Annotated in this window: 21 protein-coding genes and 4 pseudogenes; 13 read left to right on the forward strand and 12 right to left on the reverse strand. The window is 71.4% G+C overall.

Annotated elements, in window-relative coordinates; genetic code table 11:
• Positions 1 to 104: 104 nt before the first annotated feature.
• From ACH45E_RS38695 to ACH45E_RS38720, 6 genes and pseudogenes are all read right to left on the reverse strand, one after another.
• The gene (locus tag ACH45E_RS38695) at positions 105 to 641 is read right to left on the reverse strand and encodes a GNAT family N-acetyltransferase (RefSeq protein WP_361456265.1); all 537 of its coding nucleotides are present in this window, start codon (positions 639 to 641) and stop codon (positions 105 to 107) included.
• A 171-nt stretch (positions 642 to 812) separates the two neighbouring features.
• A pseudogene (locus tag ACH45E_RS38700) lies at positions 813 to 1,028 on the reverse strand (ATP-binding protein); the annotation flags it as partial.
• A gap of 74 nt (positions 1,029 to 1,102) precedes the next feature.
• On the reverse strand, positions 1,103 to 2,803 hold the full coding sequence (locus tag ACH45E_RS38705; RefSeq protein WP_361456262.1) for a SpoIIE family protein phosphatase: 1,701 nt from the start codon (positions 2,801 to 2,803) through the stop codon (positions 1,103 to 1,105).
• A gap of 57 nt (positions 2,804 to 2,860) precedes the next feature.
• The gene (locus ACH45E_RS38710) at positions 2,861 to 3,043 is read right to left on the reverse strand and encodes an STAS domain-containing protein (RefSeq protein WP_361456286.1); all 183 of its coding nucleotides are present in this window, start codon (positions 3,041 to 3,043) and stop codon (positions 2,861 to 2,863) included.
• An 85-nt stretch (positions 3,044 to 3,128) separates the two neighbouring features.
• Positions 3,129 to 4,106 (reverse strand): annotated as a pseudogene (locus ACH45E_RS38715) (transposase); the annotation flags it as partial.
• A pseudogene (locus ACH45E_RS38720) lies at positions 3,995 to 4,246 on the reverse strand (transposase); the annotation flags it as partial. The pseudogenes ACH45E_RS38715 and ACH45E_RS38720, both read right to left, overlap by 112 nt.
• Positions 4,247 to 4,408: 162 nt before the next feature.
• Between ACH45E_RS38720 and ACH45E_RS38725 the strand changes: the two are divergent.
• On the forward strand, positions 4,409 to 4,696 hold the full coding sequence (locus ACH45E_RS38725) for a hypothetical protein (RefSeq protein WP_361456259.1): 288 nt from the start codon (positions 4,409 to 4,411) through the stop codon (positions 4,694 to 4,696).
• Positions 4,697 to 5,442: 746 nt separating this feature from the next.
• Positions 5,443 to 5,568 (forward strand): hypothetical protein, encoded by a 126-nt coding sequence (locus tag ACH45E_RS38730; RefSeq protein ID WP_361456256.1) that lies wholly within the window; start codon positions 5,443 to 5,445, stop codon positions 5,566 to 5,568.
• Between the two features lie 216 nt (positions 5,569 to 5,784).
• Here the strand turns inward: ACH45E_RS38730 and ACH45E_RS38735 are convergent, their stop codons facing one another.
• Positions 5,785 to 6,666 (reverse strand): helix-turn-helix domain-containing protein, encoded by an 882-nt coding sequence (locus tag ACH45E_RS38735; RefSeq protein ID WP_361456253.1) that lies wholly within the window; start codon positions 6,664 to 6,666, stop codon positions 5,785 to 5,787.
• Positions 6,667 to 6,848: 182 nt separating this feature from the next.
• On the opposite strand from ACH45E_RS38735, the gene ACH45E_RS38740 reads away from it, so the two are divergent.
• The 4 genes from ACH45E_RS38740 to ACH45E_RS38755 all read left to right on the forward strand — a co-directional run bounded on the left by ACH45E_RS38740 (position 6,849) and on the right by ACH45E_RS38755 (position 11,694).
• Entirely contained in the window at positions 6,849 to 7,700 is an 852-nt protein-coding gene (locus tag ACH45E_RS38740) for an alpha/beta fold hydrolase (protein WP_361456250.1), read from the forward strand.
• 19 nt (positions 7,701 to 7,719) lie between these two features.
• A complete protein-coding gene (locus ACH45E_RS38745; protein WP_399042445.1) occupies positions 7,720 to 9,192 on the forward strand; it encodes an FAD-dependent monooxygenase in 1,473 nt (490 codons plus the stop codon).
• A gap of 263 nt (positions 9,193 to 9,455) precedes the next feature.
• Entirely contained in the window at positions 9,456 to 10,088 is a 633-nt protein-coding gene (locus tag ACH45E_RS38750) for a TetR family transcriptional regulator (protein ID WP_361456247.1), read from the forward strand.
• 64 nt (positions 10,089 to 10,152) lie between these two features.
• A complete protein-coding gene (locus ACH45E_RS38755; RefSeq protein WP_361456244.1) occupies positions 10,153 to 11,694 on the forward strand; it encodes an FAD-dependent monooxygenase in 1,542 nt (513 codons plus the stop codon).
• A gap of 2,069 nt (positions 11,695 to 13,763) precedes the next feature.
• Here the strand turns inward: ACH45E_RS38755 and ACH45E_RS38760 are convergent.
• From ACH45E_RS38760 to ACH45E_RS38775, 4 genes are all read right to left on the reverse strand, one after another.
• A complete protein-coding gene (locus ACH45E_RS38760; protein WP_361456241.1) occupies positions 13,764 to 14,657 on the reverse strand; it encodes a hypothetical protein in 894 nt (297 codons plus the stop codon).
• A 253-nt stretch (positions 14,658 to 14,910) separates the two neighbouring features.
• The gene (locus tag ACH45E_RS38765) at positions 14,911 to 16,512 is read right to left on the reverse strand and encodes an FAD-dependent oxidoreductase (RefSeq protein WP_399042449.1); all 1,602 of its coding nucleotides are present in this window, start codon (positions 16,510 to 16,512) and stop codon (positions 14,911 to 14,913) included.
• Positions 16,509 to 17,240 carry a class I SAM-dependent methyltransferase gene (locus tag ACH45E_RS38770; RefSeq protein WP_361456238.1) on the reverse strand — a complete coding sequence of 244 codons (732 nt, stop codon included), beginning with the start codon at positions 17,238 to 17,240 and terminating at the stop codon, positions 16,509 to 16,511. The genes ACH45E_RS38765 and ACH45E_RS38770 overlap by 4 nt, the downstream gene beginning before the upstream one ends.
• Positions 17,237 to 18,478, reverse strand: a complete 1,242-nt coding sequence (locus tag ACH45E_RS38775) for a lycopene cyclase family protein (RefSeq protein WP_361456235.1) — start codon at positions 18,476 to 18,478, stop codon at positions 17,237 to 17,239. The genes ACH45E_RS38770 and ACH45E_RS38775 overlap by 4 nt, the downstream gene beginning before the upstream one ends.
• A gap of 674 nt (positions 18,479 to 19,152) precedes the next feature.
• Between ACH45E_RS38775 and ACH45E_RS38780 the strand changes: the two genes are divergently transcribed.
• The 7 genes and pseudogenes from ACH45E_RS38780 (at position 19,153) to ACH45E_RS38810 (ending at position 25,750) form a co-directional block, all read left to right on the forward strand.
• Entirely contained in the window at positions 19,153 to 20,274 is a 1,122-nt protein-coding gene (locus tag ACH45E_RS38780; protein WP_361456232.1) for a polyprenyl synthetase family protein, read from the forward strand.
• Complete coding sequence (gene crtI, locus ACH45E_RS38785; protein ID WP_361456229.1) at positions 20,271 to 21,803, forward strand: phytoene desaturase family protein; 1,533 nt, start codon at positions 20,271 to 20,273, stop codon at positions 21,801 to 21,803. The genes ACH45E_RS38780 and crtI overlap by 4 nt, the downstream gene beginning before the upstream one ends.
• Positions 21,800 to 22,804: a phytoene/squalene synthase family protein gene (locus ACH45E_RS38790; RefSeq protein WP_361456226.1), complete on the forward strand. Its 1,005-nt coding sequence runs from the start codon at positions 21,800 to 21,802 to the stop codon at positions 22,802 to 22,804. The genes crtI and ACH45E_RS38790 overlap by 4 nt, the downstream gene beginning before the upstream one ends.
• The gene (locus ACH45E_RS38795; RefSeq protein ID WP_361456223.1) at positions 22,801 to 23,805 is read left to right on the forward strand and encodes a DUF5914 domain-containing protein; all 1,005 of its coding nucleotides are present in this window, start codon (positions 22,801 to 22,803) and stop codon (positions 23,803 to 23,805) included. Before ACH45E_RS38790 ends, ACH45E_RS38795 begins: the two co-directional genes overlap by 4 nt.
• 470 nt (positions 23,806 to 24,275) lie before the next feature.
• A complete protein-coding gene (locus ACH45E_RS38800) occupies positions 24,276 to 24,671 on the forward strand; it encodes a gas vesicle structural protein GvpA (protein ID WP_361456280.1) in 396 nt (131 codons plus the stop codon).
• 197 nt (positions 24,672 to 24,868) lie between these two features.
• Positions 24,869 to 25,021, forward strand: a pseudogene (locus ACH45E_RS38805) (GvpL/GvpF family gas vesicle protein); the annotation flags it as partial.
• Positions 25,022 to 25,297: 276 nt separating this feature from the next.
• Positions 25,298 to 25,750 (forward strand): DUF1801 domain-containing protein, encoded by a 453-nt coding sequence (locus ACH45E_RS38810; RefSeq protein WP_361456277.1) that lies wholly within the window; start codon positions 25,298 to 25,300, stop codon positions 25,748 to 25,750.
• A gap of 643 nt (positions 25,751 to 26,393) precedes the next feature.
• On the opposite strand, the gene ACH45E_RS38815 is transcribed toward ACH45E_RS38810, so the two are convergent.
• Positions 26,394 to 26,540 (reverse strand): hypothetical protein, encoded by a 147-nt coding sequence (locus ACH45E_RS38815; protein ID WP_361456220.1) that lies wholly within the window; start codon positions 26,538 to 26,540, stop codon positions 26,394 to 26,396.
• Position 26,541: the final 1 nt, after the last annotated feature.

The following is a 26,541-nucleotide window of genomic DNA, read 5'->3' on the forward strand; positions in this document are numbered from 1 at the left end:
TGGAACAGCTCCCACAACTCGTCTGGCACCAGCCGCTCAACAATCCCCACCACGGCCCACAGCATAACGACTCGGCCAAATGAGATGACCTCTAAAAGGGCCCGTCACATAGGGAGTGAGAACAGCCGTACTGGTCCTGGGGGCCACCGGGCATCGTCGCGCAGCGGCGTCACCATGGTCCGCAGCGGCATGGTCACCAGGCGGCCTTCGGGTTGGTCGACGAGTACGTCCTTGCCGAGCGGGTGCCATCCGAGGCGCTGGTAGAGCGGCACGAGGGGAGGCCGGCAGAAGAGGAGTGCGTGTTGAGGACCCATCGTTCGGGCGTGCTCCAGGGCAGCTGCGACGACGAGGCGGGCGAGGCCCTGACCTTGCATGCCGGGTGAGACGGCCACCCCGCCGACGCCCACCACCTCTGTCTCGGCGTCGCCGATCGCGACAGGCAGTCGCAGCAGGCCGGCGTGTGCCACGAGGCGGCGGTCGTGCCGGATGGCGAAGTGCTCTTCTTTCGGCAGCCAGGTCAGACCGGTCCAGGCGATGCCGAAGGGATCATCGCTGTTGCCAAGGATTTCCTCCTGGTCCGCCTTCGTGTACTGGGCGAGCCGCATCACAGTGGGTGCCACAGTGGATCGGTTCTCAGGCATTCCCTCATGATGATCTCTCCGCCGAGCACTGGCCAAGCGATTCCCCAGCCGATCTGCGCCGTCCAGAGCAGGGAGTTCAGGCCAAGTGGGCATGGTTCGCTTCCAAGGCCGGGGACCTTCCTCGGCGCCGTGATGTTGGCCGCACCTGTTCAAGAGGGGCCACGTATGACGTCAGCCCGCGGTGGCTTCCCGTGCGGCGGCCCGGGCCTCGGCAAGGGCCAGCCGGTAGGATCCGGCACCGGTTTGGATGAGATCTGCCGCCGAAGGTGAGCCGGGCGACGATGGCCGCGCAGAGCCCGGGTCGGTGAAGGTTTTGGTCCAGCCGCTGAAACTCTCGTTCGAGGCGATCGCGACGCTGTTCTTCTCCTCGCGTTCGGTCAGCACCTCTCCCGCAGCGCGGCGGCCTCCCGCTGCTCCTGCTCCGTCCAGCGACGACACGCCTGACTGGCTGGTGTCGGGTGTCAGGCGGGTGGGGTGCGGGCGGCGATGAGGGTGATGTCGTCGCGGGGGTCGCCGAGGTCGCGGGCGAGCTGGGCGCACAGCCGGGGCAGGGGCAGGTGGTGGTGGGTGTCGGCGTGCTGGCGCAGGCGTGTCATGCCGGTGTCGATGTTCTGGGTGCGGGATTCGACCAGGCCGTCGGTGTAGAGGACGAGGGTGGCACCGGCGGGCAGCGTGGTGCGAGCGGTGGGGCGGGGCATGGTGGGGCGTACGCCCAGGAGCATGGCGTGGGGGCCGGTGAGGTAGTCAGCCGTGGCGTTCGTGGCCAGCAGCAGGGGCGGAGGGTGCCCGGCCACCGACCAGGCCAGCTCCCACGTGCCGTCACCGGTGGGGTGGAGGCGGGCGAAGATGACGGTGGCGGAGTCGGCCAGGGTCAGGCGGGACTGGGCGGTGTCCAGCCGTTGCAGGATCTGGCCGGGGTCTTCTTCTGGGCGGTCGACGGCCAGGGCGCGGAGCATGTTGCGCAACTCGCTCATCCGGGAGGCGGCCTGGATGTCGTGGCCGGTGACGTCGCCGATGACGAGGGCGGTGTCACCGCCTGGCAGGAGGAAGGCGTCGTACCAGTCGCCGCCGACCTCGGCGGCGCGCTGGGCGGGCTGGTAATGCGCGGCCAGTTCCAGGCCGGTCACGGCAGGCAGGTCGGTGAGCAGGGCACGCTGGAGGGTGGCGGCGATGTCGGCCTGGGCGGCGTGCAGGCGGGTGTTGTCCAGGCCGAGCGCGGTGCGGCGGGCGACTTCCTCGGCCAGGACCCGGTCGGCCTCGTTGAACGCCGGGCTGGCCGCCGCACGGCACAGCGTCAACGCGCCCAGCGTGGTGGCCCGCAGCCGCAGGGGCACGACCAGCACGTCGACGGCTTCCACCACACTCAGCAGGTCCGCCGGTGCGTCGCTCTCGGCGACGGCGACGTGCTGTATTCCGGCGCCCTGCAGCACCCGGTCCAGGGCAGCCCGGTGCCGGGGGTTCTCGGGCGGCTGGTTGGACTCGCCGGAAGTGGGGGGCAGGACGTCGGCGAGGTGGTGCGCCCAGGCGGTCTGGTGCGGGGCCCCCTGTTCGGACAGGTGGATGAGGGCGGTGTCGGCGAGGCGGGGCACGAGCAGCCGTACCAGCCGTCCCAGGGTCTGTTCGGCGTCCAGGGTACTCACCATGGCCAGCGTCAGCTCGCTCAGCCAGGTCACCTCTGCCAGGCCGTACTCGGCCTGCTCGCGCATCGTTTCGCTGTGCGCGTACCGGTCCGCCTGGCGGTCGGCCCGCTCACGCTGGGCGGAGATGTCGTGGAAGACAACCACCGCGCCGGGTCCATAGCCGGCCTGGGGCGGCAGGGGCGCCGCTGACCACCACACCGCCAGCGCGGTGCCGTCGGCTCGCATCAGGACCGCACGGTCACCGCTGATCCGCTTGCCCAGCGCCACGTCCCGCAGGACGGGGGCCTGCCGCGGCAGGCCCCCACTGCCGGTATCCGGGTTGCGTACCTCGTGCGCGCTGACGCCGATCAGCGCGCCTGGTTCGTAACGCAGCAACCGCTCCGCCCACGGGTTGCAGGCGATCACCTGCCCATCGGCGTCGACCGCATACATACCGGCGCCGGCAGCTTCGAACAGGGCGGACATCAGCGCCTCGTCCCGTAGCGGGACGCTGGTGCTGTCCGGTTCAGGGGAACTCTCCACCCGCAGTATCCTCCTGGTCCCTCGCCTCGGTGAGAAGAAGCATCCGCGCGGCGCCGCTCACGTGGCGGCCGGTTTCGAGGCCGCAGCGACGTCCGGGTACACCTCGACGGCCGCATCCAGCCCCGTCAGCTCCAGCAGCCCGCACACCTGTGGACCGGCTCCGGCCAGCCGGACCAGGCCCCCTCGCGACCCCGTCGACCGCATCGGGTAGACCAGCACGCCCAGACCCGCGGAATCCATGAAGTGAGGTCAAGGAGCCCTGGCCCACCGGACAGCAGCCCACGGCGCTGCAAGGCCTGGACGCGGCCGCGGCGGCAAGCTGAGCAGACAATTGGGCTCCGGGGTGCGGCCGCTCACGGCGTGCGATGATGCGGGTGCCGACCGGGTAGCCGGCCAGATCCACCATGCCGGTCAGCTCGGCGATCTCGGCGCCATCACGCAGGGTGCCGTCCTGGTCCAGGGCGGGATGCCAGAGGCGTTCGGGGATCGCCCGGACAGCGCGGCGGACCGGCTCGGTGACCGCGTATCCGACCGAGAAGAAGGTACGGATTCCTCGTTTCCACATATCGCGGACGTGGGCGAGGAAGGCTCTCGCGGATCCGGCACTGTCGGCGCGGGTGAGGATGTCGGTGCCGTGCCGGTGAGCGTCGGGGATCTGCGCGAGCGCCTGGTCGAACACCGCGATGTGGTCGGCGGCAGTGTTGGCTCCGGAGTTACCGGGCCGCAGCCGTCCCGCCACGGCCTCGCCGGGGTCCGCGAGGAAACACAGCAGCGGATGGAAGCCGAAGCCGCCCTTGTAGGACGGGGCGGCCTGTTCCTTTTCCGAGTGGCAGGCGACCAGCGTGGCGCCGAGGTCCAGAACCAGGCCGGGAACCTCTCGTCCTCCGACCCGAACAGCAGGTGTGCCCTCGCCGGTCTCGGCGGCCTGCATCCAGGCGACTTCCCGGGCGCAGGCGCGGCCCGCTCGCAGTGAGGCAATTGCAGCCTCATCGGTGTCAGCGAGCAACCGCCAGGCGGTGGGCGTGGAGGCGACGACCGGCCGAACACCTCGCCCTGGTCCCGCAGCACGGCCAGATCCGCGATCGCCTCACCGCCGTCGGCGAGCATCACTGCGAGATCGTGGCGACCCGTCCCGGGTCCTGCTCGGTTCCGCGCGGCCGAAGCGGCCGAGAGCGGCGGAGTACGCGGCGGTCAGCCCTGTGGCGTCAGCGAGATCCACCAGCAACCGTGCCCCGGCATGCCCGACCACCCTCGAACCATCGGCACTGGGTGATGTCGAGGGTCGTTTAGCGCGGCCTTCCAGGGCATGGCCCAGCGGGCCTGTCCGTTGCCGGTGGGGTCGAGCGGCATGATCGCCATGTAGACGCACTTCAGGGCGGCCTGCTCGTTCGGGAAGTGTCCGCGGGCCTTGACCGCTCGCCGGATGCGGGCGTTGACCGACTCGGCCTGGGCGCGGTCATCCGGTCCGGCGAACGGATGACCAGGGGCCGGTCGAAGAAGCGGTGCTCAGGCTTCTGACGGGGCGCGTATCGAGCCGTGATCAAACTGCCTGTTCCATGTGCCGGTTGTGGCCCCCTGCGGGGACTTGCGTGAGATCATCTGTCCATGAGCAGCGACCTGGAAGTGAGTGCTCTGGCGATCAATGTCACGATCCCGCAGGCGCTCCGCTGGACGGACACTCGACGCGGTGAAGCGTTCACGCTCACCACGCTCAATGTCCGGCTTCTCGCGGACGGTCACCTCGCCGTAAAGGCCTATGGCCGGCCCGTCGGTGGTGGTCGGGGCGCGTACGTCTCGTTCCCCGTCCCCGACAAGCCCGAACTGGCGTCCCTGGTCGCAGACGCTGCCAGCCGTGCCGGGAAGTTGTGGGCCGGCCATCGTGGTCTCGGCTGAGCCCGGTTCGGCTCGATGGCGGACGGTGGCAGTCCCAGATTTTCGCCCCGGCGGCGCGGCCGGAAGGATAGGTCTTCTTGCCTGACGCGACTGCAACTGACGGATGAGAAATGGGAGTTCACCGGGCCGTACCTGCCGATCTGCGAGTAGGGCCCGTATCTCGAGCGGCTGTGGCAGCAGTCCGAGGGCGTGATCTGGCGGTTCAGGACTGACGGACAGCGGTGAGAGATGCCGGCGAAGTTCGGTGCCTGGTCGACCGTCCACCACTGTTTCCGGCAGTGGCGGGACGCCGGTGTCCTCGAGGCCCTGCTGGAGTGCTTGATCGCGGAAGCCGCGAAGCGGGGTGGGGCGGACCTGGCCCTGGTCAGCATCGACTCCACCACCGCCCGGGCCCACCACGACGCGGCCGCAATGCACCTCGGCCAGGACGTCATCACCGTCTTGGAAAAGGCTGCCTCCGAGGAGGAGAAAGCCAGGCCAAGAGGGGCGGCCTCGAAGAACAAAGCGGGCAGGACTGCGAAGACGATCCCCCGGGAAGAACGACGCCGTATCCGGCGACGACGGAAGCGCCGGCTGAAGGCCGCTCTCCTTGGACGCTCCAGAGGCGGGCTCACCAGCAAGCTTCCCCTTGCCGTCGACCGCAAGTGCCGCCCGCTGGCATGCGTCCCTGATCGCGGGCCAGGCAGCGGACAGGGAGGTCGCCCCCTGCCCAAAGCGAGTCGGATGAGAGTGGGCAAGGACTCAGCATGTCCAATCCTCAGCAGCCCGAGCAGCGGCGCAGCGACAAGGGGGCTGCCACACCGCAGGACAGCGGTGGGCGCAGGACGCGGCAGACCGCGGACAAGGTCGGCGGGCACGCCCATGGCCATTGACAAGGGGAACGAGGGCGGCGGAGCAGAAGGCGGAGTGCCTCCGGACCAGAGGCGATCCGATCACCCTCGAACATCCATCGAGGAGGAGCGTCATGCCTGCCGGATCGAGTTCCAAGCGGGAACGGACCGCTGCCTTCTCTGGACCACCAAAAGAGAGCTTCGCAACGCACTGCTGCAGGAGTTCGGTGGCCGGCGCCATTCACAGGGGTAGCCGTCTCACCTCCGGTCGGCGACCGAGCCGGGGCTCCCTGGTGGCGTGAGATTTGTTCCCCGGCTGGGCCATGCGAGGTCGTCAACGGCGAGAAACGGCTCGCGGGCCACGGTCGCGGGAGTTGTTCCGGTGAACGCCATGACGTCCCGGTGCAGGTGGGACTGGTCGGCGTAGCCGGTGTCGGCGGCGACTTCGGCCGGGCCTTCACCCGCGACCAGGCGGTGGGCGGCATGGTCGAAGCGGACCAGCTTCACGGCGCGTTTGGGCGGCAGGCCGAGCTGCGACCGGAACCGGGACCACAGCCGCTTACGGCTCCACCCGACCTCGGCCGCGAGTCCGTCGACCCGGATCAGGCCACGGCTGACGACGATCCGGTGCCAGGCCCGGGCCACCTCCGAATCCACCGGCGGCCCTGCCTCGTGCCGGCGGGCGAGCAGCGCGTCCGTCAACGCGAAGCGATCCTGCCAGGATGAGACATCGCCGAGATGTTCCCGGATCCGTGACGCCTCCCGGCCCCACAGGTCGCTCAGCGACACGACGGCGCCGTCGAGGTCGGCGGGGGAGGCGCCCAGGATCGCGCGTGCGATCACCGGGGACAGGCGTACCTGTACGCACTCGACGTTCTCTCCCCGCGCCCGGACCGCGCCGCCGGAACCGAGCCCGGGCCCGGCGACGACGCTTCCCCGCTGCTGTCGCCCGGCGGCACAGTCAATGACGGGCGAACCGGTGCCGAACTCCAGGAGCAGCGTCACGGTCGGGTGCGGGACTATCCGGAGCGCGTTCAGGTCACGGACACGGAACCCGGCCATGGTGACACCGGCCACCTGGCTGGGCCGCCGCGGGCATGCGACGTCCCACCGAGCCGCACCGTGTACGAACGTCCGCATCATCCCATGCTATGCGAGCCGGCTGAGAGGTCGCGCGGATAGGCGAGTGCGGGTGGTCCCGCGTCATTTGCCGTTTCCGCTGCGGATGGTGACGCCCGCTTTTTCAACCGCTCTATTCGTGCGACCTCCAAGAGGAACATTCGTCCAATCCACCGGCACATGCGGGCGGAGAGGGTGGGCTCATGACTGTTTCTGACGGCGGACCGCACGTGAATGGCGGCGCCGAAGCCACCGAGAGTGCGACCCTGGCGCTGGACGACGGCGATATCCACGTGTGCCAGGACGGCCCCCGCGGCGCACTCCTGCTCATCCACGGTTCCGCCTCCTCGACCCGCTCATGGAACCCGATGGTTCCGCTGCTGACCGGATCTCACCGCGTCATCCGGATCGACCTGCTCGGGCACGGCCGATCGGCCAAACCGTCCGACCGCAGCTACGCGATCCCGGACCAGGCACGTCGGGCCGGCGTGGCACTGGACCGGCTCGGTGTCGAGCACGCCGTGGTCGTCGGTCATTCCGGTGGCGGAGTGGTCGCCACCGCCCTCGCCGGGCAGCGGCCCGAGCTGGTGACCGCGCTCGTGCTCATCAACACCGGACCCAATCTGGACGCCCTCATCGCACCGGAGTCCGCCGCGATCGGCCTCGCGCAGTGGCCGCCGGCCGACGAGCAGCTCCGGCGGTTCGCGAGCACCGCTTTCAGCCGCGCGGGCTACCAGATCCCGGAAGAGCTCCTCGATGACGTGCGCCGTATGACCCACCACTCGCTCACCACGTCGATGCGGGCCACCCGCTCCTGCCTGGAACAGCGGACGCTGCCGGATCGGCTGACGGTCCTGGGCAAGCCGCTACTGGTGATCTTCGGCGAGGACGACCGCAGATGGCGATCCTCATCCGCCTCCGACTACCGCGCCGTTCCCGGCACGAAGGTCGCGTTCCTGCCCGGCCTCGGACACTCGCCCCTGCTCGAGGACCCGCCGCGGACCGCCGTCCCCCTGCTGGCCTTCAGCGCCATCCACGCCGTACGGCCGGACTGAAATGGAAAAGGAGGGTGCCATGCGGATTCTCGTCTCCGGCGCCGGCGTCGCCGGTCCGGTGCTGGCCTACTGGCTCACCAGGCACGGCTTCTGCGTCACCGTCGTCGAGCGCACGCCGGCTCCGCGCAGGACCGGCGGCCACGCGGTCGACCTGTTCCTGCCCGCGGTGAACATCTCGGAGAAGATGGGTGTGCTCCCGCGCATCGAGGAACGGGCCACCGGAACGAACCGGATGACCGTCTACCGGGAGGGCTCACGGCGTCCGGTCCGGGCGGACCTCTCCAAGATCTTCGGTGGCGCCTCCGACCGGCACGTCGAGATCATGCGCGACGACCTGAGCGAGATCTACTACGAGGCCGCACGCGACGAGGTCGAGTACGTCTTCGGCGACTCGATCACCGCGCTCTCGCCCGACGGTGAGGTGCGGTTCGAAAACGCCGCGCCGCGCCGCTTCGACCTCGTCGTCGGCGCGGACGGGCTGCACTCCAACGTGCGCCGACTCGTCTTCGAAGAGGAGCCCCGCCGCAACGCCTTCATCGGGGCCTACCTCGGGGTGCTGAGCCTGCCGAACGTCTCCGGCCTCGACGGCGAACTCCTCATGCACGTCGGCGTCGGCCGCACCGCCGGCATGTACGGCGCTCGGCACCTCGGCGACGCGCGGGCGCTGTTCCTGTTCCGCAGCGAGCGCGAACTCGCCTGCCACCACCGCGACGTTCCCCGGCAGAAGGAACTGCTGCGCGGTGCGTTCGCCGGCATGCACGCCCACGTGGACAGCTGGCTGGACGAACTCGACCGCACCCCGGCGTTCTACTTCGACTCGATCACCCAGCTCCGCATGGACACCTGGTCGCAGGGGAGAGTGACGCTCGTCGGCGACGCGGGCTACTGCCCCGGTCCGGCCGTCGGCGGCAGCACCACCCTGGCCATCGTCGGCGCGTACGTCCTCGCCGGAGAGCTGGCACGGGCGGGCGGCGACCACGAGCGCGCCTTCCCCGCCTACGAGCGCGCTATGGCCAAGCACGTGCGGGGCAGCCGCGCGGTGGCGCTGAGCGCGGCGAAGACCCTGATCCCCACGTCCCACCTCGGCGTATGGGGACTGGCCCAGGGCGCCCGCCTGATCTCCGCCCTGCCCGCGGGACCCAGCCGCGCCCTCCTCCGCCTCACCACCAAGAGCGCCCGCCTCTACAACTCCGTGACCGTCGACGACTACCCGCCGTCGCCCGCCGCATCAGGATCGCGACGTACGGGTCGAGGACCGGCCCAAGGCCGCCCTCCAGCAGCCCACCGATGCGGTGATCCGCACCGTCGCCACCTGCGTGTGCGGCTCGGACCTGTGGGACTACCGAGGCATCAACGAGATCGCCGGGCCACCGGGAGCTCGTCGAGCAGCGCCAGCCGGTTCAGCTCCAAGCTCTCCTGGTACGGGGCATTCTGCGCCGCTGGGCGCCCGTCCGGCAGGTCACGGGGTGCTCCGCAGGTGGGTCAATGGTGACCGACAGGGGTGGCCCTCGTGACTGCAGGGTCGGCCCGGCAGCGTTCGATGAGTGAGTCGTCTCGTAGTCGGGGGGCACCAGGGTCGTCCGGGTTGCCAGGCACACGGTCGGGCTCAGTACGTCCAGCCCGGTGAAGATGACTGCGGCGACGACGTCGAGGACGTCTACGTTGACGGCGAGTTGAAGTCTCGCTCACGCAGTCCAAAAAACTTCCTTCTTGGCAATCTTGCCTTCTCGGCAAGATTTTCCCTACGCTTCTCGCATGGTACCTGCAGACGAGGCCCGCATGACCGGGCAGCTTGGACTCCGCGAGCGCAAGAAGCGGCAGACGAGGGTCGCGCTGAGTCAGGCGGCGATCCGGCTCTGCGTCCTGAACGGTTGGGCCGATGTGACCATCGAGCAGATCGCAGCCGAGGCCGACGTCTCCGTCCGCACCTTCCGCAACTACTTCGCCAGCAAGGCCGAGGCGATCGCCGCCAGCCACCTGGAGCGGATGCTCCGCGTCGCTGACGACCTGCTCGTCCGCCCAGTCGGAGAACCGCTCTGGGACTCGTTGCTCCACGCCGTCCTGGGCCAGTTCGTTCCGCAGGACAACTCCGCGCCGCAGAACGAGCGTTGGCGTGAGGGGGTGCGGCTGATGCTGGCCGAACCCGCGCTGGCCGGTGAGATTGTCAAGGCCAACGCCGCCGCCCAGCAGGAGTTGGCCAAGGCGGTCGCACAGCGCACCGGCACCGACGCTGAACGCGACGTCTACCCGAAGCTGGTCGCGGCCGTGGTCGCGACCGGCAGCGCGGTGGCCGTCGAGCACAGCCTGCGCGCCGGCGAACCCGCGCCGCTCGGCGCGGTCCTGGCTCAGGTTTTCGAGCAGCTCGCCGCCGGCCTGCCCGTCCCGTAGCGATGAGCCGCGACCAACTCGCTTACTTTGCCGCGTTACCCGTTCACACGAAGGAGACCTGACCGTGACAGCCGACGTGATCATCGTGGGAGGCGGCCCGAACGGGCTGATGCTGGCCTGCGAACTGAGCCTGGCCGGCATCCGCCCGATCGTGCTGGAGCAACTCCTCCACCCCAGTACCGAACCCAAGGCCAACGGCCTGCTGGGTCAAGTGGTGCGCCTGGTCGACCACCGCGGTCTGTACGAGCCGCTCAGCGGCAGTCCGGAGCCCCCGCAGCCGAACTCCGCCTACTTCATGTTCGCCGCCATGGGCCTCAACCTCGGCCTGCTGGACACCAGCCCGGTCTTCGGTCTGGCCGCTCCACAGCACCGCATCGTCCAAGTCCTGGAGGAGCGCGCCCATATGCTCGGTGTCGATTTACGGCGCGGACACCGGGTCGGCGCCGTCATCCAGGACAAGGACGCCGTCACCCTCGACGTCACCGGCCCCGACGGCGACCAGCAGCTCCATGCCCGCTACGTGGTCGGCGCAGACGGCGCGCACAGCGTGATCCGCAAGCTCTCCAAGATCGCCTTCCCAGGCGTCAGCTACGACCGTCGCACCAACCGCACCGCCCACGCCATCGTCCCGGCCGGTTGGGTCGACCCGGTCAACGGTGCGCTCACCGTTCCTGGCCATGGGCCGGTCCTGCCTTTCCTGCCCCACCGCACCGACCAGGGCGGTTTCTCCTACGCGCCGTTCCCTGGCCAGCCGCCGCTCATCAGCACCACTGAGTGGGACCAGCCCGCCACGGACGAGCCGATGACCCTGGCCGAAATGCAGTCAAGCATTCAGCGAGTCCTCGGCGTCGACCTGCCGCTCAACCCGCCGGACGGAGCAGGCCCGCATGTGTTGCGACGGCTGACCGGCGGCAACACCCGGGTCGCCGAGCGGTTCCGCGACCGCCGGGTCTTTCTGGTCGGCGACGCCGCCCACGTCTACACCTCCGGCGGTGGCCCCGGGCTGAACCTCGGTATGCAGGACGCCGTCAACCTCGGCTGGAAGCTTGCCGCGGCGCTGCGCGACACCGCCCCGTCGGGCCTGCTCGACACCTACGACACCGAGCGCCGTCAGGCCGCCCGCCGCATGGTGCTCAGCGCGGAGGCGCAGTCCGCGCTCACCGCGCCGGGGAGCGATACCACCGCCCTACGCGAACTCTTCACGGAGCTGCTCACCCAGAAGCACGTCGTCCAGCACCTCGCCGACCTCACCGCGGGCACCGACGTGCGCTACGACATGAGCATCACCGATCCCCACCCCGCAGTGGGCTACTTCGCACCGGAGCTGGAGCTGATCACCGGGACGGAGAAGGTCCGGCTCGCCGAAGTCGCCCGGAGAGGCAGGCCGTTGCTCCTCGACCTGACCGAGGATCAGTCACTGGCAACGGCACTGACGGAGGGGCAGGACGCCGTCGACCTCGTCATCGCGCGGGGCGGCCCGGCTGGCCTCACCGGCCTGCTGATCCGCCCTGACGGCTACGTGGCCTGGGCCTGCGGCTCACCCCGCCCCGACCCAGCTGAGCTGGCAGACCTGCGGGCGGCCATCCAGCGCTGGTTCATAGTCTGAGCTGCCCGCCAGCCATGCTCGGCGCCCGGCTGGGACCTGACGGCGCCGATCAAGCCGTAGCCGTGCGCTACCCCGCGGGTGCGTGCCGAGTGGCCTGAAGCAGTCGGCTGTTCTCCACCATCAAGCGCTGGATGACGTTGCGCAGGGCCGTCAGGTCGGCCGCAGCACGCTGGCTGGCGGCCAAAGCCGCGTCCCGCTGTTCCGCAACTCCTCCATCTGGGCATCTCGCAGGGGCGGCAGGCTCAGGCCCTCACGGGCGCGGGCACCGAGATCTTGGACGCGCAGGGCACGGAGCCGGGCCCGTGCCTCCACCAGGTCTCGCCGGAGAGATGGGCACGTGCTGCCTCGGCTTCGGCCTTGAGGTCGCGGTGGCGCATAGGTTCAACGACTTGCAGATCGGCCCGGATAGCACTGTCCAGTAGGCGAGTTCTGCGTGTGGGTCGATGGTGCCTCCACTGCTCTGTCTCACCGGTGATGGAGGGCGGCAACTGCATGAGTGAGTCAATGCGGGCCACCGGTGCGCACAAGGCCGGAGCCTCCGGAAGCGGCTTGGTAAGGACGGAGGTGCTGACCGGAACCCCGAACACCACAGAGGCGCCGCTCGCCGTCGACGGCGTCGTACAGGCGGACTGTACTGCCGCCGCCGGGTTTATCTACACCTGTCAAGTAGTTCGGCTGGTCCGAGGCTTGGAGTCCGTGCAGACACGCCAGGCACATGTCTCGTCAATCCACTGGCTTCACGGATCGCGACGCTGAAACGGGGTCGCAAGGGTCGTGCACAAGCCCGTACTCGCCGACCCAGCGGACGGCCATGCCGGGGGCGGCCGTCTCGCTGCCCTGCCCCTCTCAGTCGAACGGTTGTCTGGCCGACGGGCAAGCTGCTGGTAGTGCGGGTGAGGCATCCTGCCGGTCGTACGCCGTGCACGACAGCGGTCCGCCGCGTGCCGGTTCCGGCGCCGCAGCCCGCCCCCGGAACTCCCCGGCGTGGGGGGTGGTCCGCGCATCGTCCGGGTGGCAAGTCAGCGGCAAGCGCCTGCCAAGAGGAAGCGGTCAAGGTGTCGCATCCGCTGTCGGCAGCGAAACTGGCCCACCTCGGGGCTGACCATGCCCCTTGCCCGCGGAACCACCCCCTGGGGAACTGCGGGCTCTGTCGCTGATCTTGTGACTGGTTGCCCGGCCATCGCAAGCGGCTGGGCAACTGCCGTGACGACGGCTGACGGACCCGGCAGGGTTGTGATCTTCGGTTGGCGGAAGCCACCCGGAGTCCCCTGAGGCTGTGCCGACACGATGAACCCCGGCGACAGAGTTCCTGCGTGCCTGGTGGGCTCACACCCTCGCTGAATCGGATCCCGCCGTCCCCGTGCATGAGGTCCTCGCGCTGTGCGCCGAGGCATCTGCCACGCTCAGCCCGTGGCTCGACACCTGGGAGGCACTCGAAGACCGGGTTGCCGACCGGCACCTGACCGAAGCGGCTGCCCACCGGGAGTACGACCTTCTGGGCGATCAACTTCCATGGGACGCGGGGGACAACGCAGATGAGCTGCGCACCGAGCTCACTGCCTGGTTGGTCCGTAGCGCGCCAATTCGAAGGGCTTGCGCCACAGGCCGGGCATCAGGTCGGGGATGCGTCCGGCGTTCGCCGCAGACGTAGAAGCAGCTCACCGTGGCGGAAGTCCACCGGCTCTTGGCAACTGGCCCTGCGCACCGGTCCCGTCCGCCCCTTCGCATCCATGCCCGGAGTCGGTCGCGAAGGTGCCAAGCCGTGGCACGGCACTGTGACTACCGACGACGATGTCGTTCGTTGGAGGGGCGGTCCGGCAAGACCGTCCCTGACGTGCCGGCAGCCAACCACACTCCCGACGATGCCTCTGGCCAAGCCAGATAGCGAAACGCGGCCCGACCCACGGCACGTGAGTAGCGCACCTGGCCGCGCTGGTGCCCGGGCTGACGGGGCGGACCGGTCGGAGACCACGTCCTCGTCGAACTTGCCGAGCTGTACCCCGTCAGCCGGGCAGCGGTGCACCGACGCCCTCGAACGCGCCCGCGACGTCTCTCGTTCATGGCCGCCGTCATTGGGTGAAGTACAAGGCGGGGTGCCGTGGGTCGGCCGAGCAGACGTAGATCCCGGCGTCGGCGACGTCGTCCACGCGGAAGCCGGTGGCCTCCCGGACGTGTGTGCACTCCTCCGTCCCCCAGACCACATGTCTTCCTGTCACAGTGTCCAGATACGTGTGCGGGTCCTGGGATATGAGTGGCATGTCCTCATAGGAGTCGACCTGGAGCAGGAGGACGAGAAGCGCGCCGCATTCGGGGCAGTCCAGGCTCTTGGGCATGTCGCTGGAGGCCCAGGACTTGCTGCCGCCGACCTTCCAGCCGCCGGTGAGGCTCTTCCGCCAGTAGAGGCGATGGAGCTCCCCCCAGTCATCCAGTTGCTCCCGGAGCCCAGCGGGCAGTTCTTCCCACCAGGGGTACTCGGCGACCCGCACGGGATGCACGGTGCACGGCCGGGGGACTTCGTCCCACTCCGCATCCCAGTGCTCCCAGGGGGGAGGCTGCACCTCCGGCCCGTGCACGACGTCGTCGGAGCGCCGCCACAAGACCCGGCACTGCTTGCCCTGGAACTGAGGTTCCGGCAGGCCGTGCACCTCGGGGCACCAGAGGATCTGCACCAGGTCGGTGCCCTCGGGGAAGGCGATCTCGGGGATGTCGGCGCTGTACAGCTGGACCACGGATACCATCGGCACCGATCCGCTCTTGTGATCCCCGTCCGTACAGTGTGGCCAGGGCTCGCCCTCGGGCCAGAGCAGGGGGCCGCCGACATGGCTCTCCCGGATGCCGGGCTCGCCGCGGCGCGGGCGGAGCGCGACGACCGTGCGGACGAGTTGGGCCAGGCCGGGCATGGCGGCCAGGAGGCGGGCCAGGTCGTCGTCGCCCTCTTCGGAACTCTGCGCGGTACCAGTCACCGGGGCACTTTTGCACGCCCCATACGCCGGCACCAACCGCGGCTCACAGGGAACGTCGGACGGGTGCCGCCGATGGAATCGCTCTCATACAGGTTCGCCCCAGGCCTGATCCCAGCCGCCAACAGGTGAACCGGCACCACACCGGCCCTGACTCCCACCCCGTCCCCTGACGCCGGCAACAGCCACTGCGACCCGTCACCGGAATCAACGGCACCGTGTCCGGGTCGGATTCCTGCCGCAGCGGTCGCCGGCCTCACCCCCGTCCCGGGTGCTTCCGTTCCGTGCCGCTCCCACGCCCCTGCCGCCCCGGTCGGCGGCGGGACGCCAGGGCGCGCAGTAGTACGGACCGGCCGTGGTCCGGGACCGTCCAGACAACCTCTCCGCGCACTCCCCACCGCTCCAGGAGGGCGTTGGCGGCGAGGAAGCCTGAGGTGGCTGCTCGTTCCATCAGGGCCACGGGGAGGTCGGTGCGGACCAGGTCGCCGGCGACGACGACGGCCGGGTCGGGGGTGCGCACGGTGGGGCGGTGGGCGTACCCGCCGACGGGGAACAGGGGGCAGTCCGCCCGCCATTCGTGCCGCGCGGTGACGACCCGGGCCCGGCGCGTCTCGGGATACACCCGGTGCAGTTGCTCGACGAGATGTCGTTCGGCCGTGTCGTGGTCGGTGTCCGGCGGTACGGCGTAGGCGTGGAGCTCGACGACCGAGCCCCCGGTGCGCGCGGCCCAGCGCGTCGCCTCGCCCTCCCACCGGGACAGGACGCTGACGTTGTCCAGTGCCCCGTATCCGCTGGTGCCCAGGAAGTGGGGCCGGGTGGGTTCGGGAGGGCTGTCCAGCCACAGCCGGGACACCAGGAAGGGCGAGGCCGTGCGCAGCCGTGCGACCCGATCGCGCCACACGCTGTCGCCGAGCCCCGGGGAGCGGCTCACCACCGCCTGCAGACCACCGGTGTCCATGGCCAGCACCACGGCGTCGAAGAGCCGGCTGCCGGTCGCGTCGGCCACGAGGTGGCCGCCGTCCGGGCCGGAGTGGACGGCCTCGACGGGCGTGGCGGTGCGCAGCTCGGTGCCGTACCGCGCGAGGTGGCCCGCCAGCGGTTCCCACAGGGCCGTGGGAAACGGCTCACGGGGCACGTCGAACAGCAGGCCCTCGCTCGAGCCGAGGAAGTAGATGTGGAACATCAGCGCCATCTCGGCTGCCGAGAGCTGCCGAGGGTCGGCGAAGAAGCTGCGGGAGAAGACCTCGAAAGCCAGATGCCGCGCGGCCCGCGGGAATCGCACAGCGTCCAGGAAGGCGTCGGCGCTGACCTGGTCGAGGTCCTCGTGGATCCGGCGTGTGCGGACGTCCAGCAGGGGCAGCGCGGAGCCGGGGCGCATGGACAGCAGGTCCCTGAGGCGGAACGTGGGGCTGAGCGCGGCGAAGCCGAGCGCGTTCCACGGTGGCGTGCGCGGCACGTGGCGGAAGCTGTCGCACAGACCGCTGCTGTGCCTGAGGGGGTAGTCGGGCAGACCGGTCAGCATGCCCAGCGCGGGATCCACCCGGCGCAGCAGGGCCCGCAGGCTGTAGTACTGCCGGAAGAAGGCGTGGAAGCCCCGGCTCATGGTGGCGCGGCTGCCGTCGGGCAGGGTGACCGGCCATCCCGCCACCCGGCCGCCGAGAAAGGGCTCGCGCTCGTACAGCACCACGCGAACGCCCCGCTCCGCCAGCACCGTGGCCGCGGCGAGACCGGCGATGCCGCCGCCGATCACCGCGGCGACCGGCGGATCATCCCGGACCCGGTCCGTTCCCGGCCGGACAGGCACGGCCTGCGCCCGCAGGTCCCGCCCGGGCGGCCGGCCGTCGACGCGGCCGTTCACCGAGCACCGCCGGGAGGCTCGGGCGGCCGCCGGGCGAGGAACGTGTACGTGATGCCCGTCTGCCAGCCCGGCAGCGGCAGCACGCCGACCCGGTCGAATCCGGCGCGGCGCACCCGGTTGCGGAACGCCGACGCGGTGTCGAACCGCGCGACACTGCGCCGCAGGTGGCGGTAGAGCCTGCCGTTGCCGGTGGCCGCCCCGAGCGGCATGATGACGCCCCCGCAGACCGCGGCCCACACCGCGCGGTCCACGCGTCGGCCGCTGAGCGCGTACTCGTGCACCGCGAGTCGGCCCCCCGGCGCCAGCAGCTCCAGCACCATGCGCAGGACCGCGTCGGGATCGGCCAGGTTGCGGAACAGGTAGGCGGCGAAGACCGCGTCGAACGGGGCGCCCACGCCGACCGCGTCCAGGTGCTTCGCCGGGGTGTGGACGAAACTCACCCGGGCCGGCCAGGTTTTGGCGGCGGCCCGGCGCAGCATGCCCGCCGAGGCGTCCACCCCGACGATCTCCGCGTGCGGCAGGGCGGCGGCCAAGGCCGCGGTCGAGGCACCCGTGCCGCAGCCGAGGTCGAGCACCCGGTGCCCGGCCGCGCCGGCCACCAGGGCGAGGCGCCGGGCGGAGCGGCGCAGCTGAGCGTGGTAACCCGGGTTCAGTGTCACCATGCGGTCGTAACTGCGGGCGCCGCGGTCGAACGCTTGGGCGAGCTCCGCGTCGCGCAGCAAGGTCATGACGAACTCCTCGGCGCCGGGCCGTCCGCCCCGGCCGGTCGGTCAGCGGCGGGGGAGGGGCGGCGGGGCAGCCACAGCAGTTCCGCGGCCGTGCGCAGCATCGGCGCCACGGGGGCGCGCACGCCGACCGCGAGGTCTTCGTACAGCCGGGTGCGCCCGTCCAGAAACCGCAGCAGCCGCACCGTGGGGACGCGGTCGAACAGCCGGTAGAAGAAGTCAGGTCCGTCGATACGGCCGGTGTCCAGGGCGCGCAGGAGAACGGCGTCCATCCTCCGGGCGCGTTTCCGGTGGGGTGGCGGTGGTACGGGGCTGCGGCCCGCGCGGACGGCCCCGGCGACGGCCTCCGCCTGCCGTTGGATCGCGGCGAAGGTGTAGCCGGTGGACGCGCGCGTGCAGCCGCCGGCGACTCCGATGGGGAACACGGTGCGTGCGGCGCGGTCGGTGAGCGCGGCGTCGGTCATCGGAATCACCCCCTGTTCCGTCGCCTCGACCTGCACCGGGCCGGTGTCGAGCACGCGGTGGGTGTAGTGCTCCAGTGCGGCGTCGTAGGCGTCGACGGTCAGCGGTGCCGGGCCGAACTCGGTGTACTCGACCAGGGCGGTGTGCCGGCTGGTGGGCAGGACGTACCCGAACGACAGTCCACGTGTCGGCTGCGGCGTGCGGAAGTCCATCAGGTCGGCCACGTCCGGGTCGAACGCCGGCCGCCGGGTGCGGACGAACCAGCCGCGGAAGTGCTGAAGCAGGTGGGTGCGGGCGGCGGGCAGGCGGGGCGGGGGGCGGGAGTCGAACACCCAACGGGCGGCCAGATCGACTCGGGCACCGCAGGCGTCCGTAGCCGTCACGCGCGCCGTCCCGTCGGGGCGGACGGCAACGTCGTGGACGGTGGCGTGCAGCCGCCGGATCCGCGGCCGCTGCGCCAGGTCGTGGCCCACCAGTGCCTCGAAGTCAGCGGAACGGATCATCTTGTAGCGCAGGGGTGCGATGTGGCGTCGTACGGCGGTGCCGTGCCGGCTGTGGACGCGCAGCCACTCCCAGGAGGCCGTCACCGCTGAGTCGTAGCGGCCACGGCCGGCTTCCCAGAAGCACCACGTACGCCGCGGCGCCCGCAGGGGCCCGGCCGGCGCGTCGACCAGCACGACGGACATTCCCGGCCACTGGGCCGTCTCCGTCGGCAACCGGTGCGCCAGGGAAAGACCCGCGGCACCGCCACCGACGATGACGATGTCCCACTCGACCACGCCCTCCTCCTCGACTCCTCCTCGGCTTCTCCTCCGCCCTGTGCGGGCACGGCTGCTGCGGTGCAGTATCCCGGCCCGGTCCGGCGACGGATGCGCGCCACGCGGGTCCGGTCCGCGACCTCCTCCGTCGGCCGCTCGGCCGACGGAGGAGGCCGTGATGCCGGGTGCAGGTCAGTTCCGCCACGGCACAGTGTTCCGGCCAGGACCCGCGGACGGATGCACGCCGGACGGGCCCGCCCTGCGACCCTGCCCGCCGAACGGGTGGCCGGCGCAGGGCATTCGGTGCCCGGCCCACGGCAGACCGGCCATGGCGGGGAATGCATCGGCGCATGGTTCGCAGGTCGTCGGCGCGGGCGGACGGGGCGCGGGGAAGGTTCGGCGTCCGGCAGCACGGCACGGGGCGATCCCCGTGTACCCCGGGGTCGCGCAACCGCGGTGTCGGGCGTTCCCGGGTGCCCCGCGCGCCGCGGCCTTCCGCGCGCGGTTCAGGCGGTGCATCCGAATTGGCGTGCGCGGCCGAAGAGCCCCAGGACGCCCCTTCGAGCCGATTCGTACCGACGAGAGGAAGCGGGATGCACACCAGCAGTGCCCATGGCGTTTCGGATGGGATCCGGCCAGTACCGCTCAGCCCTGCCGGAGGCCGGCCGGTTCCGCCCGCCGTGCACCCGGCGGCCGTGGACGCCGACGTGCCGGCTGCCGTCGGACGCTGCCTGGAGCAGATCATCGACGAACGCCTCGCCCACTGCACGTCGCTCGACACCGTCTTCGGTGACGACCTGGCCACCCGGCTCGCCGCCTTCACCCTGCACGGAGGCAAGCGGAACCGGCCGCAGCTGCTGTGGTGGTCCTTCCGCGCCGCAGGGGGCGACGGCCGGCACACCGCGGCCGTACTGCGGATCGCGGCGGCCCTCGAACTGCTGCAGACCTGCGCGCTGGCGCACGACGACGTGATGGACGACTCCGCCCTGCGCCGGGGCCGCCCCGCGCTGCACACCGACATCGGCCACCAGTACCCCACGGCAGGCCCCGACTTCGCCAAGGCCGCAGCGATCCTCGTCGGCGACCTCGCACTGGCCTGGGCGGACGACATCGTCGCCGGTGCGGCCCTGCCGGCGCCGGCCGCCGACGCCGTACGCGAGATCTGGCGGGTCATGCGCACCGAGATGGTGGCGGGGCAGTACCTGGACCTGCACGGCCAGGCGACCGCGGTGTCCTCTCCGGCCCGCGCCGTGCGGATCGCCTGCCTCAAGAGCGCGCTGTACTCGGTGGAACGGCCGATGGTGCTCGGTGCCGCGCTCGCCGGGGCCGAGGCGCAAACCACCAGGAGCCTGTCGGCGGCCGGACGCCGCGCGGGCATCGCCTTCCAGCTCCGTGACGACCTCCACGGAGTCTTCGGCGCACCGCACGCCATCGGCAAGCCCTCGGGCGATGACATCCGGCAGGGCAAACCGACGTACCTGGTCGCCGTGGCCAGGGCCAGTGCCACGGCGAGCGGCGACACCGAGGCGTTGGCCGTGCTGGACGGGTGTGTGGGCGCCGGCAGGCTGACCGAGGGCCGGCTCGCCGAGGTACGGCGGGTGCTCGAGCGCACCGGAGCCCGCCAGGTGGTGGAACGCCGGGCGGAGCGGCTCGGCGGCGCCGGCGTGCGGCGGCTGGCGGACGCCGCCCTGCGTGAGCCTGCCGCCGAGCGGCTGCGGGAGCTGCTGCAGGCGGCGGCGGGCTGCCGCTTCGCTCCGCATTCCCGCGCAGCGGACAACGGGTGGGAGCTCCCCGGGACCGGGCGGGGACAGCGATGAGGACGGTGCGCGGTCGAACGGACCACGTCGTGGTGGTGGGCGCGGGCCTGTCGGGCCTGTCGGCGGCCCTGCACCTGCTGGGCTCCGGTCGGCGCGTGACCGTCGTCGAGCGCGATGTACTACCCGGCGGCCGGGCCGGACGGCGGGACCTCGGCGGCTACTTCATCGACACCGGACCGACCGTGCTGACGATGCCGCAGCTGGCCGACGAAGCGTTCGCGGCGGTCGGCGAGCGCCTCGCCGACCGCGTCGACCTCATCCCCCTGCACCCCGCCTACCGGGCCTGCTTCGCGGACGGAACCATGCTGGACGTGCACACCGACGCCGCAGCCATGGAGACGGAGGTCGAGCGGTTCGCCGGAGCCCGCGAAGCGGCGGGCTACCGGCGGCTGCGTACCTGGCTCGAGCGGTTGTACGCGGTGCAGATGCGGCGGTTCATCGACGTCAACTTCGACTCCCCCCTTGGCCTGCTGACGCCTGACCTGGCGCGGCTCGCCGCCCTGGGCGGCTTCGGCCGGCTGGACGGGCGCATCGCACGGTTCCTCAGCGACGAGCGCCTGCGGCGGGTGTTCTCCTTCCAGGCCCTGTACGCCGGTGTGGCCCCGGCCCGTGCCCTGGCCGCCTACGCCGTCATCGCGTACATGGACACCGTGGCCGGCGTGTACTTCCCGCGCGGCGGGATGCACGCACTGCCCCGTGCCATGGCCGCCGCCGCTGCCGACGCAGGCGCCGAGCTGCGCTTCGGCCATGAGGTCACGCACCTGGAAAGGCGGGGGGAGCGGGTCGCCGCGGTCCGCACGGCGCATGAGCGCATCCCCTGCGACGCCGTCGTCCTCACTCCCGACCTGCCGGTCGCCCACCGGCTCCTGGGCCGCCGTCCGCGTCGCCCGGTCCCCCTGCGTTACGCCCCGTCGGCCGTCGTCCTGCATGTCGGAACGACCCGCACCTGGCCGCACCTCGCCCACCACACGCTGTCCTTCGGCGCCGCCTGGGAGCGCACCTTCGAGGAACTGACCAGGACCGGCTCCCTGATGACCGACCCGTCCCTGCTGATCACCCGCCCCACCGCCGGCGACCCCGGCCTGGCACCCGAGGGACGGCATCTGCACTACGTCCTGGCCCCCTGCCCCAACACCGAGGTCGGGATGCCCGCCACGTCCTGGGCCGGGCTCGCTCCGCGGTACCGCGACGAACTCCTGGCCACCCTGGAGCGCCGGGGGATGACCGGTATCGCCTCCGCCATCGAAGAGGAGTGCCTGCTGACACCCGCCGACTGGACCGACCAGGGCCATGCCGCAGGCACGCCCTTCTCGGCCGCCCACACCTTCGCCCAGACCGGTCCCTTCCGCCCCCGCAACCTGGTGCGCGGCGTCGACAACGTCGTGTTGGCCGGCTGCGGCACCACCCCCGGCGTCGGTGTACCGACCGTGCTGATCTCCGGCAGGCTGGCCGCGGCACGGATCACCGGATCCCCATCCCCGCGCCGCCGGCCGGCGTGCGCCGCGGCCGTGCGAGGCGAGGTCCGGTGAGCCGCCGTGAACTCGACGCCGCCGGCATCACCGACCCGGCCCTGCGCGCCGCTTACGAGCGGTGCCGGCGGCTCAACGCCCGTCACGGCCGCACCTACTTCCTGGCCACCCGGCTGCTGCCGGCGGCGCGCAGGCCGGCCGTGCACGCGTTGTACGGCTTCGCCCGGTGGGCCGACGACATCGTCGACGACCTCGGCCGGGCGGCCACCCCCGCGCAGCGCGCGGCAGCCCTGGACCGGCTCGAGGGACGGCTGCGGCGAGCACTCCACGGCTTCCCCCCGGCCGGTGAACCGGTGGTGCTCGCCGTCGCCGACACCGCCGCCCGCTACGCCATCGACCCGGCCCACTTCACCGACTTCATGGCGTCGATGCGCAGCGATCTCACCGTGGGCGCGTACGCCACCTACGACGACCTGTGTCAGTACATGCATGGTTCCGCCGCGGTCATCGGACTGCAGATGCTGCCCGTGCTCGGCACCGTCGTGTCCCGGACCGAGGCGGCGCCGCACGCGGCAGCGCTGGGTGTGGCCTTCCAGCTGACCAACTTCCTGCGTGACGTCGGTGAGGACCTGGACCGCGGCCGGGTCTACCTGCCCGAGGACCTGCTCGCCGCGCACGGCGTCCACCGGGACCTGCTGCGCTGGAGCAGAAGCACCGGGCGGCGGGACCGGCGCATCGTGGCCGCGCTGCGGGCCGGGGAGGAGCTGACCCGGACCGTCTACCGGCAGGCCGCGCCCGGTCTCGCCATGCTGGACCCGGTGGCGCGCCCCTGCATCCGGGCCGCCTGTGTGCTCTACGGGAGCATCCTCGACGCCATCGCCGACGACGGGTACGCGGTACTGCACCGGCGCGCGGTGGTCTCCCGGCGCCGGCGCGCAGCCGTCGCCGCGGACGGACTCACCCGGCTCGCGGCGGCCCGGTTCGCCGCGCACCGCCACGGCAGGCCCGCGCCCACCGGCACGACCGGTTCCCGTCCTCTGTCCGGCGAGGTGTCCGGATGAGCCCTGCCCCGAGCCCGCGCAGGGCCCGCTACCCGCTGCGTCTGCGCCGTCGCCCGGTGCGCTGGGAAGGTCAGGTGCCCACCTGGCGGCAGGCACAGCCCGCCGTCATCGCGGGAGCACTCCGGCGCGCCCTGGCCCGACCGTCGGGCAACTGGTACGTGGTGGGAGCCACCGCGGACATCACGCCCACCAGCCCGCTGGCGGGCAGCGTCGCGGGCACGGAGGTCGTCGTCTGGCGCGACGCGCGCGGACACCTGGTGGGCGGCCCGGGGCAGTGCCCCCATCTGGGCGCGCCGCTGGCTGACAGCCCGGTGCACTGCGGCACCCTGGTGTGCCACTGGCACGGTCTGTCCCTCGACGGATCGGCGTACGCCGGCTGGGAGCCGTTGCCCGTCCACGACGACGGTGTCCTGACGTGGGTGAGGCTGGACGCGGTCGGCGGTGACGAACCCACGCGGGCTCCGGTCGTGCCGGTCAGGCCCGCACTCACGGCATCCGTGCACGCGGTCTGGACCGGCGTGGGGACCTGCGAGCCGAGGGACATCGTGGCGAACCGCCTCGACCCGTGGCACGGCGCGTGGTTCCACCCCCACTCGTTCGTGGACCTCAGCGTCGTCCGGGCGCCCGGCGACGGCGACGACACCTTCGTTGTCGACGTCTCCTTCCGTCTGGCCCGGCGGATCGTCGTGCCGGTGAGGGCGGAGTTCACCGCGCCCGAGCCGCGCACGGTGCTCATGCGGATCACCGACGGTGAGGGACTCGGGTCCGTGGTGGAGACCCACGCCACCCCTGTGAGCCCGGACAAGCTGGGACGGCCGCGCACCACCGTGGTGGAGGCCGTCGTCGCCACCTCGAAGCGGCCTGGCTTCGCCCTGGCCCGCGCCCTGGCCCCGGCCCTGCGCCCGCTGATGCGCACGGCGGCGGGCCGGCTCTGGCGCGACGACCTCGCCTACGCCGAACGCCGTCGGCACCTGCGCGAGACCGGCTGGTCATCCGAATGACCAGCCCGGATCCAGAACCTCTGGACGCCCATCCGGCTGTTTCTCGCGGGTTGGACCGGGGACCCGGCGCACGGCGCCCCGCAGCCACGGATGGGCACCGCCGGCGGCGTGGCACGGGCGCCGGGCCATGCCGATCGCCAGTGGTGGCAGCGGCAGCGGATCCCGGAGCATCCTCGTAGATCACCGTCGACTACGCCGCCCCGGCCGCCACCCGCGCCCCCGTCCGCACACGCGCCGAAGGCATCCGGCACGCAGTGCTCGCGCTGCCGCGGCGTTCGACGGGACGGCGCCCTTCGCCCGTCCCCCGTATCAGGTCGCGCCAGGCTCGTACTGGTGTTTGGTGGCGGCCGGTGGGGCAACTCGCACCTCGAAGTCTGCGTCGTGGCGAGGGACAGTGAGGCCGGTGCGCTGCTGTCGGCGGTCCGCACCGGCAGGACTAGGCAGAGACGGATGACAAGGGGATGGTCGCGATGACCGTGGCGACACAGCAGGGTGGCGGGGGCGGTTCCAGTGGCCTCTACGACGTCTTGGAACTCATTCTCGACCGCGGGCTGGTGATCGACGCGTTCGTGCGGGTCTCCCTTGTCGGTATCGAGATACTCAAGATCGACATACGGATCGTGGTCGCCAGCGTCGACACCTACCTTCGCTTCGCCGAGGCGTGCAACCGCCTTGACCTGGAAGCGGGGCCGCGCAAGCCGGCCGGGCTCACGGAGCTCACAGGTCAGCTCACGGAGTCCGGTGCCCGTGGCAAGACCAAAGGAGCCCTGGCCGGTGCCGCGGAGACGATCTCCGATGCCTTCCATCAGGCACGTGACGAAGGTCGGGAACGTCAGGGCGAACGGTCCGCGCGCAGTAGCGGGTAATGAGAGAGGAGCACCTACGTCTACGGGATCATCCGCGCCCCCCACTCGCCCCTCTGCCAAGACCTGAACGGAACGGCATCGGAGACCCCCGCGGCCGGTATGCGTGCTGCGCCAGGGCGAGCCGGCCTCGATCGTGACGCCCCCCGAGGAGCTGCGGCCCAGGCGCCGTGATCTGCTCGCCCGCCAGCGTATTGCCGATGAGGTTCGGCAGTGCGGTTCCGAACGACGACACGGTGACCACGGTGCTGCTCGCCGAGAGTGCGGGGGACTTCCTTGAGCGGCTGCGGGCCCTGGAGGGCGCGGCGGAGTTCAACATCAAGGCGAACCACGCCGGCATCCGGTCCCTGGCGGAAGCGAACCGCGAGGCCGGCGGCGGCACGCAGGAGCAGAAGATCCGGCTGGGGAAACGATCGCCGCTGCCGTCCAGGCAGGCGAGGCGACCGACGCTTCCTGGTGGACCGCGATTCGGCGGAGCAATTCCTGGCAGCCCGCGGCAGCCCAGTCGAACAGGTAGAGAAGACCTCCGGTCTCAGACCTGGCGGACAATCCCGAGCCAGGCGACGGTCTGCTGGAGTATGGTCCCCTCGCAAGATCCGTACACAGAGATGCTGAGGGGGACATCTGCTATGGCCGGCACGGAGAGTGGCGCGCACGAGGGGTTCACGGCCGAGGAACGGGCCGCGATGAAGGACCACGCTCAAGAGCTCAAGAAGGCGGCACGCCGTGGCTCGCGCGCGGACAAAGCGGCGGAGGCGGAGCGGGACGTACTCGCGAAGATCGCCGAGATGCAGGACTCGGACAGGATCATGGCCGAACGCGTGCACGCCGTTGTCACGGCAAGCGCCCCGGTTCTCGCGCCCAAGCTCTGGTATGGGATGCCCGCCTACGCGCTGGACGGCAAGGTCGTCTGCTTCTTCCAGAGCGCGGAGAAGTTCAAGGCCCGCTACGCGACGCTCGGGTTCAGCGACCAGGCCAAGCTGGACGATGGCCCCATGTGGGCGGCGGGGTTCGCCCTGACCGAGGTGACACCGGAAGTAGAGGTGCGGATCGCCGCGCTGGTGCAGCAGGCGGTGAGGTGACGGCGAGGCCATCAGGCGGCATCCAGGGCCGCGGAGCGGCGAGGGGTGGAGGCGCTGGTATGGCGGGACGGCCGCGGTCATCGGGCGGGCGGCCCGGAATCGGCCCCACCTCGGCGCATCGTCGGCCGGCAGCCTGACGCACGGTGGCGCACACGGCTGCCGCCGGCACGGCCCGGCCGTTCCATGTTGCGTCAGCCGCCGGTGCCGGGCCAGTGCCACGTGTGGGTGCCGAACCACCAGGCGACGACTTCGACGAAGACGAGGATGAAGAGGCCGACAAGACCCACGCAGCCGCACACGACAGGCACGACCCACGTGCGGGCACCCCAGCCCTCGGCGCCCGGATGCCGGGACGGTGCTCGCGCGGTCGCCCCCCGCCCTGGTGGAGGAGGTGATTCCGGCACGACTTCATCGTCCGTCCAGGGTCTGCGGGCCGCACCTTCGCAGGTTCGGCCGGGTACCGGGCAGCTCCCGACCGCGGCCGCATTCCGCCGGTCGGGAGTCCCTGTCGCTCGGCACGAGCTGAGGCGCTGGTCGCACTCGTAGAGGGGGCACTTCCCGCTACGCCCTGGATGCCCGTACGAGAGGAGCTGTCGGGGACATCTCGTACAGGGCGTGCGCCACGGGCCGACGACAGGCGTGGTCACCTGTGGGCGGCGCGGTTCATCTCGACGACGTCCTCCAGGGTGGGGTCGGCACCGAGGGCAGCGAAGCGCTCCGCCTTGCTCTCCCGGACAACCGCGTCCTTGACGCGATCGGCCGCGGCCTGGGCTTCCGGCAGCTCATCCATG

It is taken from the genome of Streptomyces sp. NPDC020299 (assembly GCF_044387825.1).
In the GTDB taxonomy this organism is placed as follows: Bacteria; Actinomycetota; Actinomycetes; order Streptomycetales; family Streptomycetaceae; genus Streptomyces.